Origin of the sequence: Paenibacillus sp. W2I17, assembly GCF_030815985.1 — a bacterium.
Taxonomy (GTDB): domain Bacteria; phylum Bacillota; class Bacilli; order Paenibacillales; family Paenibacillaceae; genus Paenibacillus.
In genome coordinates, this window is record NZ_JAUSXM010000001.1 from 1,595,931 (window position 1) to 1,610,611 (window position 14,681).

10 protein-coding genes are annotated in these 14,681 nt (G+C 44.2%); 3 read left to right on the forward strand and 7 right to left on the reverse strand.

Going from position 1 to position 14,681, the window contains the following annotated elements:
- Nucleotides 1-169: 169 nt before the first annotated feature.
- Nucleotides 170-1,405, reverse strand: a complete 1,236-nt coding sequence (locus QF041_RS06930; protein WP_127545778.1) for an MDR family MFS transporter — start codon at nucleotides 1,403-1,405, stop codon at nucleotides 170-172.
- Nucleotides 1,406-1,550: 145 nt separating this feature from the next.
- Here QF041_RS06930 and QF041_RS06935 point away from each other — a divergent pair, with 145 nt between their 5' ends.
- Nucleotides 1,551-3,317, forward strand: coding sequence for an ABC transporter substrate-binding protein (locus tag QF041_RS06935; protein ID WP_307413125.1), 1,767 nt, complete (start codon nucleotides 1,551-1,553; stop codon nucleotides 3,315-3,317).
- A 78-nt stretch (nucleotides 3,318-3,395) separates the two neighbouring features.
- On the opposite strand, the gene QF041_RS06940 is transcribed toward QF041_RS06935, so the two are convergent.
- The 5 genes from QF041_RS06940 to QF041_RS06960 all read right to left on the reverse strand — a co-directional run bounded on the left by QF041_RS06940 (nucleotide 3,396) and on the right by QF041_RS06960 (nucleotide 11,699).
- Entirely contained in the window at nucleotides 3,396-6,023 is a 2,628-nt protein-coding gene (locus QF041_RS06940; protein WP_307413127.1) for a PAS domain S-box protein, read from the reverse strand.
- Between the two features lie 270 nt (nucleotides 6,024-6,293).
- Nucleotides 6,294-8,675, reverse strand: a complete 2,382-nt coding sequence (locus QF041_RS06945) for a polyprenyl synthetase family protein (protein WP_307413128.1) — start codon at nucleotides 8,673-8,675, stop codon at nucleotides 6,294-6,296.
- A 187-nt stretch (nucleotides 8,676-8,862) separates the two neighbouring features.
- Nucleotides 8,863-9,660: a sulfite exporter TauE/SafE family protein gene (locus QF041_RS06950; RefSeq protein ID WP_307413130.1), complete on the reverse strand. Its 798-nt coding sequence runs from the start codon at nucleotides 9,658-9,660 to the stop codon at nucleotides 8,863-8,865.
- 486 nt (nucleotides 9,661-10,146) lie between these two features.
- Nucleotides 10,147-10,902, reverse strand: coding sequence for an SDR family NAD(P)-dependent oxidoreductase (locus QF041_RS06955; protein ID WP_047842788.1), 756 nt, complete (start codon nucleotides 10,900-10,902; stop codon nucleotides 10,147-10,149).
- 326 nt (nucleotides 10,903-11,228) lie between these two features.
- Nucleotides 11,229-11,699, reverse strand: coding sequence for a DUF6376 family protein (locus QF041_RS06960; RefSeq protein ID WP_127545763.1), 471 nt, complete (start codon nucleotides 11,697-11,699; stop codon nucleotides 11,229-11,231).
- Nucleotides 11,700-11,840: 141 nt separating this feature from the next.
- Between QF041_RS06960 and QF041_RS06965 the strand changes: the two genes are divergently transcribed.
- A complete protein-coding gene (locus QF041_RS06965; protein ID WP_074094894.1) occupies nucleotides 11,841-12,809 on the forward strand; it encodes a bile acid:sodium symporter family protein in 969 nt (322 codons plus the stop codon).
- 120 nt (nucleotides 12,810-12,929) lie between these two features.
- Here the strand turns inward: QF041_RS06965 and QF041_RS06970 are convergent, their stop codons facing one another.
- Nucleotides 12,930-13,781, reverse strand: a complete 852-nt coding sequence (locus QF041_RS06970) for an aldo/keto reductase (protein ID WP_307413132.1) — start codon at nucleotides 13,779-13,781, stop codon at nucleotides 12,930-12,932.
- A gap of 172 nt (nucleotides 13,782-13,953) precedes the next feature.
- Between QF041_RS06970 and QF041_RS06975 the strand changes: the two genes are divergently transcribed.
- Nucleotides 13,954-14,472, forward strand: a complete 519-nt coding sequence (locus QF041_RS06975) for a MerR family transcriptional regulator (protein WP_047842784.1) — start codon at nucleotides 13,954-13,956, stop codon at nucleotides 14,470-14,472.
- The last annotated feature ends 209 nt before the right edge of the window (nucleotides 14,473-14,681 follow it).

The following is a 14,681-nucleotide window of genomic DNA, read 5'->3' on the forward strand; positions in this document are numbered from 1 at the left end:
GCTCATGCGTATTCAGTTATCGATTCGAAATCTGTATAGGCATAAACATAATCATCATCCCACCCGTTTCACATATTTGTTGTTTATTGTATTCGCTGGACTAACATCCGTCAAGATAATTTTAACTGAATTGTTATTTAATTCATGCCATTAAAATTTTCAATTCTCGCTACATACTTAATGATGTAGGCTCTGTTTGCTTCTCTCTAACAACAAGACGTCTGTGCGCTATCAGAAGAAAAGGTACTCCCAGAGCAGTCGTCAGCGCAATCGGTAGAAAAACAGCGAGCCCATTCTCCGCTCCAAATTGACTTAACAACACCCCTCCCATGACAGGAGCAATGACACTACCGATATTATTGAATCCGATGGTACCGAAATACGTTCCTTTCCATTCCGGCTTCGCAATCCGGTCAATGAGCATATCCATCATGGTGAACAACAGCACTTCCCCAATGGTAAATAGTATGACACTCATCATCATCATGAGTACACCTTCAGCAATTCCGACCATCATCAGACTGGTTGCAACCAGCAGGTTACCCACAATCAGAGGAACAAGCGGTGGAAAGTTTCGGAAGGTTCGCACAAGCGGATACTGAATAATCAGTACCGTCACGGCATTCAGGGAAAGCATGTACGAGAACATCTGACTTCCATTTTCAAAGATCGGGCTCCTCGCCAAGTACTGTGCCAACGTAGAACTAAAGTGCCCGTAACCCAGAACACAAAATGTGGTACCGATTAATACTGGCAGAAACACCCGGTCGCGACCGGTGGTTATGAGTGCTTCACGCAAACGTGGTGCGGTTGCCTGATGACGCTCTGGCAGATTGGCATGCTGTAGCTTGAATTGAAGAAATAATACAAGTCCATAGGCTATGTATATCAAGCCGGAAATCACAAATGGGAACGTTGATTCAGATGATCCCAGCTGAAATCCGATAATTGGCCCAAAGACCACACCAAGATTAACTGCAGCATATCTGAGGTTGAACACCAGCAATTTGTTCTCCGGAGAAGTAATATCCGATAACAGTGCTCTGGAGGTGGGCTCAAATACTGCACGGCATAATCCGTTTAACGTATTGGCAACAAAGAACACCCATAGATGCTCTGCTGCTGAAAAGATAAAAAACACACCTGCCCAACTAAATACCGAGATTAACATCACGATTTTGCGACCGATCCGGTCCGAAATATAACCTCCATAAAAGCTGACCATGACACCTGCCAGCGAGCTAACGGCCACAGTAATACCGGTCTGGGTCGGTGTAGCATCTAGCACACGTGTCAGATAGATGGATAGAAACGGGATACTCATTGACGTCACAAGACGTCCAAACATGGTTCCGATAATGATCGTCCATGCCAAGGGGTGAATTTGCCTTAAATATTGCTTCATGCGAACTTCTCCTATTCTTTCTAGATGCTTCAAAAACGGACTTTTTGAACTACCTCTTCTAATGTATAATTGTAAGGATAAAAGGGGGAAAGAAAAGTGTAAACATATGATCACACTTTTCACCTTTAATAGAGGAGTCATGAACATGGATACCCTACATACACACTTTATAAGGCTCGCCGGGGCCGAACAACTGTCTTTCAAGCTTCATGAACCTGTAACAGTAACGATCGATAGCCTGTCCGCTGCCTTGTGCTGCACCCCACGTAATGTGAAATTCATTCTCAGAAAATTGGAGGAGCAAGGCTTCATCCACTGGCAACCCGGTCGTGGACGGGGACATCATTCGGAGTTAACGATGCTGCGTAGCATGAATGAAGCGTTGGAAGCGAGTTTTACCGAACTTTTGGGTAAAGGCAAAATGAAGGATGCCATTGAACTCATTGGAACCATTCAGATGGATGATTCACTGCGAGAACAGCTCATGCTCTCCCTCCATCAACAGATGGGATTTCACAGCCACGATGAAACTGCCTCTGGTCAGGATATCCTGCGCATCATGAGGTCACGCCAGTTAGGTGATTTGGACCCAGCCTTTGTTTATACTGCATTTGAAACCTACCTATTAAGCCAGGTCTGTAATACGTTGATCACTTATGATGCCAAGACGGAATCATTCCTGCCAGCACTGGCTCACATGTGGGAATGCAGCGAAGACCATTGCTTATGGACCTTTTATCTCCGAAAAGGTGTACGTTTTCACAATGGTCGTGTCATGACGTCCCGGGATGTCCAAGCGACGTTGCAACGTTTGATTGATGTGCACAGTCCGTCCATCTGGTTGTATCGGGATATTGAACGAGCGGAAGTAGCTGGCGATTACTGCATCAAGTTTGTTCTACATCGTCCTAATCGGTTTTTCTTGCATCTGTTCAGTTGTATTCGGATGACAATCCTGCCCTACGATTACAATGTAACCAATACATTGATAGGTACCGGTCCTTTTCAGATCTCTGAGCTGAATGAAGATGTGCTGGAGCTTACCGCTTTTGATGCGTACTACGGCATCCGACCACATCTGGATCAAGTCCACTTCTGGTTTGTGCCTGACCTGAGTCCGAATGATCGCTATTATGAGCTACCGGGTACAGATCGATTAAGTCTGGCAACAGGCTGTGATCAGACCAACAGTATCAATTATCCGGCGCTGGGTTGTCAGTATATGCTGTTCAATTTTCACAAGGAAGGCATCCATCATCATCCCCTATTTCGACAAGCCCTGCGTATCGTCTATGATTCGGTCGCGCTTGTCCGAGATCTCGGTGGGAATCGGATCACACCGGCCAGCAGCTTTCTGCCCTGGAAAAGTGCAGCACAAGACTGGACCGCTGCCTCTCTTAAGCATGCTCGTGAATTGTTGCATAACTGTGGGTACCAAGGTGAGACAATAACATTATCATATAAGCATAATAAAGATGCAGACGTTGCGGAGTGGTTCCAACGTCGTGCAGAGTCCATCGGTCTGAACATCAGCATGCAGGCCGTTGTGGATTACTTCAACTCAGAGGAGACCACGAACGCGCAATTGATCCTCGCTGAAGAGATACTGGAGGAAGATTGGCAGTACGGCATGATTCATTTTTTCAAAAACCTGTCCAACCATTTTCATATGTGTATGTCTCCTGCATACCAGTCTCTACTGGATGACAAACTGGATCATTTCGCAAAGCTCCATCGGGAAGACCGTACTGCGCTCCTGGATGAAGCTGAAGCCTTGTTACGTGATCACTGCTGGATCTTGCATGGCTGTCACATGAACAAGCAGGCTGAACTGGATCAGAGCATCTTCGGCATGCAGGTAGCAGAATTCGGTTATCTGGACATCTCCAAATTGTGGATCAAAAATCCTTAGAGATTTGTGCATAAAAAAGCTGCTAGCTTATTTATGCTAAGCTAGCAGCTTTTGCTCATGAATCCATTTTTAGGACACTCAGAGATTATTTTTGATGTAATAGGTCTCCAACGCTTGCATAATGGACTCGATTTTGATCGGTTTGCTGATATACGCATCCATGCCTGCCTTCAAGCAGTTTTCCATGTCTCCTCTTACTGCATTTGCAGTTACCGCAATAATGTATGGACAACTCTCGGGGTGCAAAGCATTTTTAATCGCTTTTGTCGCTTCGAATCCATTAAGCCTTGGCATATGCACATCCATGAAGACGATATCATATGAAGTGTGTTTGACCGCCTCGACTGCCTCAACACCGTCCGCCACATGATCCACGAAGTGCCCTTTTTTCTCAACGATTCTGCTAAGGACGAGCTGATTCACCTCATTGTCTTCTGCGATTAAAATCCGCAAGGCTGATGTTCTGCTCTTCTTCTGCTGTTGATCCAACCTGTTGCTCTCTTCACCGTTATTTAATTTAAATTGGGCGGTGAATATAAATATTGTACCCGGTTCATCCGATTCCTCGATCCAGATCTCGCCCTGCATAAGCTCCACCAGTTTCTTACTAATGGCAAGGCCAAGACCGGTACCTTGAGGTTTGCGGGTCATAAAATTCTCCAGTTGGTAGAAAGGTTCAAATAATTGTTGTTTCCTTTCAATCGGAATCCCAATGCCCGAATCCTTTACCTGAAAATAAAGCTGCACGTTATTGCCGGACTGCTCCTTAACCCCAACTTTAACTTCCACGCCGCCTTCTGAAGTGAATTTGACCGCGTTGCCAATGATATTGGTAAGTACCTGTTTGAGACGATAAGCATCACCATACACCGGAGTTGGAATAGCATCTTCTACGCACATACGTACATCCAGCTTCTTTTCTCGAGCCAGCGGTTTTACGATTTGCACCGTCTCGGTCACGATCTCTACGAGATCAAAAGGATCTTCAACCAGATCGGTTTTGCCTGACTCAATTTTGGAAAAATCAAGAATATCATTAATGATGGCCAGCAAGGAATCTCCACTCTTCTGGATGATTTCGATATATTCCTTTTGTTCCCCGCTAAGTCCAGGAGTATCCATGAGCAGATCCGTCATCCCAATTACACCGTTCATAGGTGTGCGGATTTCATGGCTCATCATCGCCAAAAATTCACTTTTGGCCTTATTCATTCTCTCCGCTGTTTCTTTGGCTACCAGCAGTTTTTTCTGCTCCGTAATATCCTTCGCAATCAGGTAAAACCCGACATTGGATTTATTAATAATAATTGGAGCAAGCGTAGCCAAGACTTCTGTCTCAGATCCATCCGTGTGCCGAACAGCGTTGATCTCCTTTTCAGCCATCTCATAATTACTGCCCAGAATCAGACCCAGATTACTGGCTCCGATAAATCTGCTTATGCTTGTACCGATCATTTCAGCCACGGGACAACCCGTCATTTTCACCGCTACTGGATTTGCATTCATAATATTACCATCCATGTTAAACGAGATAATGGCGTCATGATTGTATTTCTTAAGCGAAGTGTATCGCTCCACAGATTCCTGCAATTTAAATTCGATGCGTTTGCGTTCAGTGATATCCTGAAGTGTTCCGTTCAGCTGAACTGGCTGCTGATATTCATCGAGCGTGATCAGCCCACGCAAGTGAAGATACTTCTCACTTCCATCAGAGCTGATGTGTTTGTATTCAAAATCGAGCGGTTCACCCTGTTTTACCCTTGTAATATGGTTTTGTAAAGAGGTTATATATTCGGAATCCATGACATCAAAAACATCACTTATACGATATGGTTTGCAGGTGCGTTCAAGTTCAAAAATCTCAAAGATCTGATCTGAAAGTGTTATATAATCTTTGACCATATCCCATTCCCAACTACCAATTAAGGCAATACGTTCAGCCTCTGCACTGATATCCTTTTGTTTTTTTCGTTCGGATACATCTCGTCCAATCGAAAGAATCTGCTGTCCATGCTCAGCATCACCAAAAACCTTGTATGTGGTCTCAAACCACAGATAATGTCCCTCTTTATGACGCACCCTAATATTTAACAGATTTCCCTTAGTCAAGTCCATCTGTGAGATCCGTTCCAGATCTTGTGGGTGGAAATATGCATCATTTTTTTGACCAATCACTTCTTCTGGCGAATAACCCAATAAAAGTTGGACTGAGGGAGAGCAGAATCGACAAATACCCTCCTGATCAGCAATATAGATGATCTCCTGAGCATGATCTGTAATCAGTTTGAACATCTCTTCACTATGCAGAAGTTTTTGTTCAGACATTTTGCGGTCAGTTATATCAACAATATGGCAAATGAAGTAAAGAGGTTCATCCGTAATTTCGCTACGAACTAATGAAACATGCAATGAAATCCATAAGATGTTACCATTTTTATGGATATAACGCTTTTCATATTTATACTCTTTAGATTTACCTTCGAATAGCTCGCAGTTATAGATCACATCTTGTGGTGAATCATCCGGATGCGTAATATCCTGGTAGGTGAGCTTCGTTAATTCCTCATAAGTAAAACCCAGCATACAGCAAAATGCAGGGTTCACTTTTCTCCATTCTCCTGTCGGAGCAACGAGTGCAATTCCAATAGGTGCTTGGTTGTATATCTGCTCGAACAATTCATGATGGTCGACCTTTTGAACCTGCATTGTAAACTCTCCTTTTGGCATATAGACTCATGTTATAAATAGTCGAAAGTTAATTTTAATTGGAAGGACGTTGTTCCACAAAGGATCGGTTTGTTTTAAAACCACAATACCAGCTTAGTACCCAAAAATCGAGTTATTGAAACATATCTTTTCAAAAGTTTGGTGTCTACAAAGTCAAACAAGGCCTGGAATCCATCCAATGGAATCCCGACCTTTGTCATTATATATCATTATAAGTCATATGGAGTAAGGAATCGCGAGAAAAATGGATTAGCGCTCGCGGCCAATAAGATAATCCAATAAATGTCTCAGGAAGGGAATAGGTTTCGGCATCTCGTTCAATGCATCTGTAGCAAGACAATAATGCTCCCACATCGCTTTCTTCGCGCCTTCATCACCCAGAATAGACACAAAGGTTGAATTGTTGTTCCGCTCATCCTGACCTGCAGGTTTCCCAAGAATGAGGTGATTTCCCTCGAAATCCAGCAAGTCGTCCTTGATCTGGAAGGCGATCCCTGCATGATAAGCGAACTTTTTCAGCGCAACCATCTCCGCTTCCTTCACTTGGGCAAGTATCGCTGGCATAACCAGGGCAGCTTCGAAGGCAATGCCTGTTTTGTAAAAACAGATCATGTTCAACTGCTCCAGCGTCAATGCCTTGCCTTTGGAGTTCAGATCCATCGCCTGCCCCATACACATATCCTCTGCTTTTTCAGCCGAATACTGAATGAGAGTGAGCACGGTTGCCGCATCAAAGCGATTCAATGAGGATTGCTCTCCAATCGCCTTCTGAATGAGAAACAGACCGGTAAGCTCTGCTGTGGCGCTATTGTGTACCTGGTGCAGCGTGGATCGTCCACGTCTTGTCGAAGCATTATCCTGCGTAGGCAGATCATCAAAGATCAGGGAAGCGGTATGCATGTACTCCAGCGATCTTAGTAGGGGAACGATGGATGATTCAGGTAGACCGTACTCTCGCACACCCATAACCCAAGTTAATATGGGACGTAACCTTTTTCCGTCTCCCTGCAAACTGTAATTGGCTGCATCGATTAGCGTTTCTTTCATCTCATGCAGCCCACCGGGCTTCGCAATCTGCAACTCCACATTAATCTGTTCGCGCACCGTTCGAATGGTCTGTTTGAACTCCTCTTTCTCCTGCTTGTCATTTCTCAATTGAAGCACGACCTGATCCCGTAACAATTTATCGAGGAAATCAACGTCATCTGCTTTTCGCACCATCTGTTGAACCAGTTGATTGAATTCAGGCTGCCCAGAGGCAAAGATCGTCATCACTTCATCATATTTTTGCTGTCCCAACCGTTCTTTACAACGCTTCAGCCCGTTGATGGCACGATCCAGTATGACCTCACGGGTCTTGGCATCCGAGTTGTAAACATCATGGATTAGATGAGAGATGACTGCCCAATACAATTCATATGGATTAATCAAGTCGGGACGCAGGTCGCGGTACTTCAAATAGTACGTATACGGAGTTACTGCCCCTTCTTCCATATCGTCAAACATATCGGCAAAATCATCGGCCAACTGATTATATATCCCGTAATAGAACGTCCGTAGATCAAATCCTTCATCCACTGGTGCACTGAGAACAGACCGGACGATTAATCGGGAAGAAGAAGATTTGATAATAATCGGAATGTACAATTCTTCATTGGTATAATTCGCATTGGCTAATTTCTTGTTGCGATCGATCTCCTGAGACTGAAAGAACACATAAGATTGCTCTAAGAACGTGCGCTGTTTCTCTGGATGCTGATAGTCCTTAATGTACTCAAATGCTTCCCGAAGCTCGGAATGTACATATTCGATCACTTCCAGATTGCTACCTTTCCACTCTCCCAGATCAGGTACGACCCCGGTAAGAAGTGCATCGCGTATCATCAGGGAATATTGTTCTTTTTCTTGAACAGTCAAAGCTTGAGAATCCAGCAGATCATCCACAAATGGATACGTCAAACCGTACGAATAACCAAGTCGAATCGCCGCATCAAATCTCCGGGCCCGTTCTTCTGGTGGTGTCTGCTCGTTCATCTCATCATCCACATGAAGGACCACGCCGAGAATGATCTTGATGAGCTTCCGCTGTGCCTGCTCTGCATCCAGCTCCTTCGGGATGTTGGATGCTACATTCTTTAATTTGTTCATCACCCAGATGACAGCTGTTTCAATGTGCTCCTTCTGTCCCCACCGGTACAACGCAGCCAGACTAATATAATCGGGCTGTCCTTTGCGCCCAGTGGCAGAGCCCATAAAGTATTTTTTGGTATTCTGGACAATGTGCTGAATTCGGGATTGCGTACCCGGAGAATCAAGGGCTTGCCCCAGATCCCGCATATAAATATAGGAGATACTCCGATCCAGGTAATCATCCAGCTTCCCAGTAGCATTCAGCCAGTGGATATATCTATGAATATCCCGGGGATCCGGTTTTCTTTTGCTAGGTGATAAAAGAGAAAGCCAGGCAAAACGATGAATATGTTTCTTTTGCCATACATGAATATCTTGGCTAAGTGCTGTCGTATACGTATTATCTATAAGTTGCTGCCTAAGAGAAGTAAAATACTGAGATGCTTTCTGCTCAGCTAGCCGATATCCTGCATCAGCCTGTTCTGTAAGTACGTTATTCATAGGGTGGATACCTCAAATTCTATTAATGTTAAACATGTATCCATGAAAGGAGATGAGGTGCTCCATGGACGAAAACTGAACTCATTTGATCGTGTATCCAACGCTTCAGCTCATGTTCATAACCTTTATACGGCGATCCAACCGTTTGGTTACGAAATCATCATTGTTCATTTCTACATACGTGATTTTACAGAATGGAAGACCAGACTTTGACCGCGGTGATGGCGATAAGTACGATTAATGCATATCGAAGTACCCTCACATTGATCATCGAACTAACCCGTGAACCAAGGGATGCCCCGAGCAAACTGCCGATCACCGTATAGATGATGGGTTCCATCGGAATGTCTCCACCCGTAATTTTCCCTATAACGCCGCCGATTGCGGAGATAAATACAATCGCCAGTGAAGAAGCAATCGTCGTTCGTACGGGGATGTTGAGAATCGTCAGCATGATAGGAATAAGGATAAAGGCACCACCCGCACCAACAATCCCTGATACAATGCCTACTGCAAAAGCAGTGCCTGCTGCAATCCATCGATTAAACACCAGTGGAGCTGAGGTATCAAGCTTTCCTTTTCCGGGAATTAGCATAAGCACAATCGCCATGATCGCCAGAATGCCATAGATCAGATTAATAATCCTTCCGTCCAGATGACCGGATATGAACCCGCCGATCAGACTGCCAGCAAGAATGCTGGAGCCCATGTATAGCACCAATCCGTGGTGAACGATCGCCCCACCACTTCTACCCGTTTTTACTTTTCTGCGGAATGCAATCACACCGGCAAGTGAAGCGAAAAACACTTGAAACATACTAATCGAAGATACCTGATGTGCTGAGAACGGCTCCAATCCCATCCAGGATGGAACATATAACAACAGCGGATAATTGATAATGGCCCCACCAATACCCAACAAACCGGAGAAGAATGAACCGACCAGACCCAGTATAAACATGATGACAAAAAGCAGAAGATCCATCGGTTATGCGCTTCCTTTCGTGCAATATAAATCTCATATCGATACCACTCAAAAGTGGTATACACGGCGAATATTATCAGTTATAATAAAAACCAAGTAAATTAATCCGAAATGAGTGATTAAGCATGTTTAACGTGTTGAAGACTCTTTTTGAAAATAAATGTCCACTGTGTAACGAAAAATTACAAGTTCATAACGATGCGTTATGCTCGACCAAAACTTGTTCTCAATGTCACTACAAAGAAGAGAGTTATGGCTCTCTCGGAGTTCGAATTGTATATGACACACCACAAAATGATAAAAAGATACAACCTTGCTAATTGTATCACGATCTCTGAATTTTCGGGATGATTCGACAAACTTATTTCCATCTCACATGCTACGATTACTTTATAATGAAAATACAAAAACGGTGCAAAACGAATAAATCGTTCTGCACCGTGTTTCTGTTTTTTGAGATGAGTTGCCTTAATTATAAAAGGGTACTTATTTGGTTTTGAAGCTGAGGAATCCATCATCTACGGCTACGGTTGTACCATTGACTGCACTGGCTGCATCACTGAACAGGAATGTAACCACACTGGCTACTTTCTCCGGTTGAATAAGCTCTCCACGCATATGTTGAGTAGCAAGCGCATCCTTCATGGCTTGGTCATCACCCAGAATCGGTGTTTCGATAAAGCCAGGTGCTACACCAACTACACGAATTCCATGCTCAGCAAGTTCCAATGCACCGGATTTGGACATCATAACAACAGCAGCCTTGGCTGCATTGTAGTTGAAGCTACCTACTGCAGCAACACTTCCATAGATCGAAGCTGTATTTACAATAGTACCTTGTACATTCAATTCAACCATTTTTTTCGCGCCATAATACATACCGTAGTATACGCTGTGCTGATCTACATCAATGACTCTGTGATAGGATTCCGGGTCCATCTCCAGAAATGGCTTCACAAGTCCAATGCCTGCGTTATTGAAAATACCGCTTAACGTACCATATTGCTCTACGGTCCAGTCTATCAGGGCTTTGATCTCGTCCCCTTTGGATACATCCACTTTGTACGCGCCCGCTGTTCCGCCTGCTGCTTCAATCTCTGCCGCAAGCTTCTTCGCTCCGTCTTCATTATAGTCAGCGACAACAATAGTCGCACCTTGATCCGAAAGTTGAAGTGCTGTCTCTTTACCAATACCACTTGCTCCACCTGTAATAATAATTACTTTTCCATTGTGTTGAGTCATGACTCCGTTCTCCTTTGGCAAAATATATTTAGGTGCAGTTCTAAACTTATAGTAAGTAACTATATTTTATTAACTTATATACTTATCATACGCCTCTGTCCCAACCTTGTCAAACCATAGATCATCTTCACATAAATATGAGATAAATGTCATATACATCATCCTATTTACATGATATAGTCTAGCTCCTGTGATATTAAATATGCATGAGTTTTCGGAAAATAAAAAAGCGAGCATAACGGTAATTCAATCATTCCGATATCTCGCCCTTATAAAATATGAGAATTTCAAACTGTGTTGTCTTCCATATTGAAAATTAATTCAATTTATTCACCCTGAAGTCCGCTTAGCGGATCTTTCAAATTATTGATGTTCGTGATCAGTTCAGGAATGCCTGTCTTCTCCCAATTTTCTGCCGTAAAACCTTGCTCTGCAATTGTATTCTCGAAATTGTCTACAACTTCTGTTAATTGAGTATTGTAACTAACCAGATTTTCATGAATGCTCTCTCCTATTGCAGGAGCAGTCAACTGAGAAAATTCACTTGCTTCTGCTTGGATCAGATCGATTTTCTCCTGAATCTGCGTTGTAATCTCCGGATTATTCACCGCACCCGATGCAAGCTCTTGCAGATCAGCCCCGGCGTTTGATACCTGTTCTATATAATCAGTAGCCCCACTCACATAATTTAAACTTTGATTGGCTTGTTCCACGACAGAACAGGCCGAAATCAAAAGAATACTTGATGCAATAAGCCCTGTCATCATTAATGTGTGCTTTCTTTTTCTTATAAACATGATCATCTCCCCTTCTCCTAATCGGAATCCTTGTTCCAAGTCCATGATACCTGTTCAGACTACTTCATTGCAAATGGGTCTGCAGCCAACGTTATTAAGATGTATAATAGTAAAATCACACGGTAAAGGGATGTCATGATTATGCTTCAAGCCTTGAACCAACGCTTGAACCGCATCATGCCACTGATTACCCCAATCAGTATTATTATTGGCGTGTTATGCGGGAGTTTTCTTTCTTCTTATACCTTTTTATCCCCTTGGCTTTTTGCGTTCATGACGTTCGCTGGAAGTATCAGTCTTGGGATACGGGATTTTGTGAACGTGCTGAAGAAGCCGTTCCCCCTGTTTGTATGTCTGTTTATTTTGCATTTGGCGATGCCTCTAATTGCTCTCGGTATGGGTCATCTGGTTTTCCCTACAGATGCGTATACCATAACGGGCCTGGTTCTGGCAGCCGTGATTCCGACAGGAATAAGCAGCTTCATCTGGGTCAGTATCTATCGGGGCAATATCGCACTTACACTTTCCATCATCCTGATTGATACCATGCTTGCTCCTTTTGTAGTGCCCGGGGTGTTATCGCTGTTAATCGGCACCAGTGTTACACTGGACACAGCAGCCATGATGAGCAGTCTGTTTTGGATGATTGTGGTACCATCCCTGCTCGGTATGCTGCTGAATGAGTGGACCAAAGGCGCCATTGTCCCTGTCTGGGGACCAAGGTTGAATCCGTTGTCCAAATTGTTCATGGCATCAGTCGTTGCGATCAACGGATCTGTCGTTGCGCCCTACTTGGCTGATTTCAACTGGAAGTTGGCTGGTCTTGCGGTCATCATTATTTTCCTGGCATCATTCGGTTATGCGCTAAGTTACTTCATCGCCCGATTGCTGGGCTGGAATGAGGCCGATCAGGTCGCTCTGGTGTTCAATGGAGGGATGCGTAATATCAGCGCAGGTGCAGTACTCGCTGTTTCGTATTTTCCGCCACCAGTTGCTGTCCCGGTTGTGCTTGGCATGGTATTTCAACAGATGCTTGCTTCTCTGACAGGTTATCTGCTCGGTCGTCGCTCTCAGCTTCTACAGAAGTCAGATAAGACATCTGCGGCCTAACAAAATATTGGATGATTAAAAAACGCCGACATGATTGTCGGCGTTTTGATTTGTGTTGCTATTGTTACTATTATTGCCAAGATACTGCTACGTTTCGTAAACCTAGCAATCAGTTCCGGGCTACAAATCCACTTTCATATTGCCCAGCATCTTGGCAACTTCAGGATTATCAATCTTCATGAATAGACTTTCCTTGGTATCCAGTGTGGAAATGGTTGCAATCTCTTCCGGGCTTAGTACAAAGTCGAAAATATCGAAGTTCTCGATAAGCCGCTCTTTGCGTACTGATTTTGGAATAACAACAACATCCCGCTGCACAAGCCAGCGCAGTACAACCTGGGCGACGGATTTGTTATGTTTCTCGGCAATGGAAACCAGGACTTCGTTGCTGAATAAATTGTTGCGACCTTCGGCGAACGGGGACCATGACTGGTGCTGTATCCCCTGTTCTTTCATGAAAACAGCGCTGTCGACCTGCTGTTGAAACGGATGAGTTTCGATCTGATTGATGACAGGCACAACTTCGTTGTGGACGATGAGGTCCATCAGGCGGTCAGGTAGGAAGTTACTGACACCGATAGCCCTGATCTTGCCCTCACGGTATAGTTCTTCCATCGCACGCCATGCGCCGTAGTAATCACCAAACGGCATGTGAATGAGGTACATATCCAGATAATCGAGCTGCAGCTTACTTAACGATTTGACAAACGCCCGCTTGGCACTTTCGTATCCTGCATCCTGAATCCAAAGCTTGGTCGTGATGAAAAGTTCTTCCCGCGCTATGCCACTGCGTTTAATTGCACGTCCAACCGCTTCTTCGTTTAGGTAACCGGCAGCGGTATCAATTAGGCGGTAACCGGCCTTCAGCGCCTCATATGCCGTGTTCTCACATTCATCAGCATCGGGAACCTGGTAGACACCAAAGCCAATAATCGGCATTGTCACTCCATTGTTCAAGGTTACAGTTTGCATATTCAATTCCTCCTATGGTTCAATTGTGAATCGCAAGTGGTCACGTATTCCTGAAATTCAGCAACGAAGCGAGGATTCCACTTCTGGCCGACTTGCGTTACAATAACCCTAGCTCCTTCGTCTTACACGAAGTCAAGCGGTCTCCAATATTTTTTTAGAAGGAGGAGTACATATGTATACTGTCCAGGATGCTGCCCAGCTTACGGGACTCACAGAGCACGCTGTTCGCTTTTACACGGATAAAGGCTTGGTTCCGAGCATTCAACGCAATAAAAATAATATTCGGGTGTTTGATGAAGAATCCATCAATTGGCTACATGGCGTCAAATGCCTCAAGCAGACAGGTTTACCGATTGAAAATATTAAAACATACGTCGATCTCTGCCTCGAAGGTGATTCAACCGTTTCGCAGCGATTCGCACTTATGATGGAGTATAAGGAAGCGGCGCTGATTCAGCTTGAAGAGGCTAAGAGCCGCGTAGCCCATTTGGAAGAGAAAGCACGTCAATATCAGGCCATTTTGGAGCAGCGCATCCCGGATATGACCAACCCGGTCAATTGGGAAACCAAGCGTGACGAAGAAGGGAGTTGTCCTGCATCCCGTTTAAAAAGTCGCAGTCTTCCTGAAGCCGAGGTTTCGGCTCAGTGCCCAGCAGCTGCTATGAAGCAGCAAACTAGCATAGTATCTTAAACTTCACATGATATAGCTCACGTATGTTCTAAACATATAGGCTATTTCTTACATTATGTATATCTAAATGAGCCCGAGTAAAAAACGCCGACAACATTGTCGGCGTTTTTCGCCACTACAACTCTATGCTGGAATCTCTTTAATCTATTCCTGCCCGTTTTCTGGTCCCTGTTCACAATACAAAAAAACCATCAACAAGTGATGGTTTT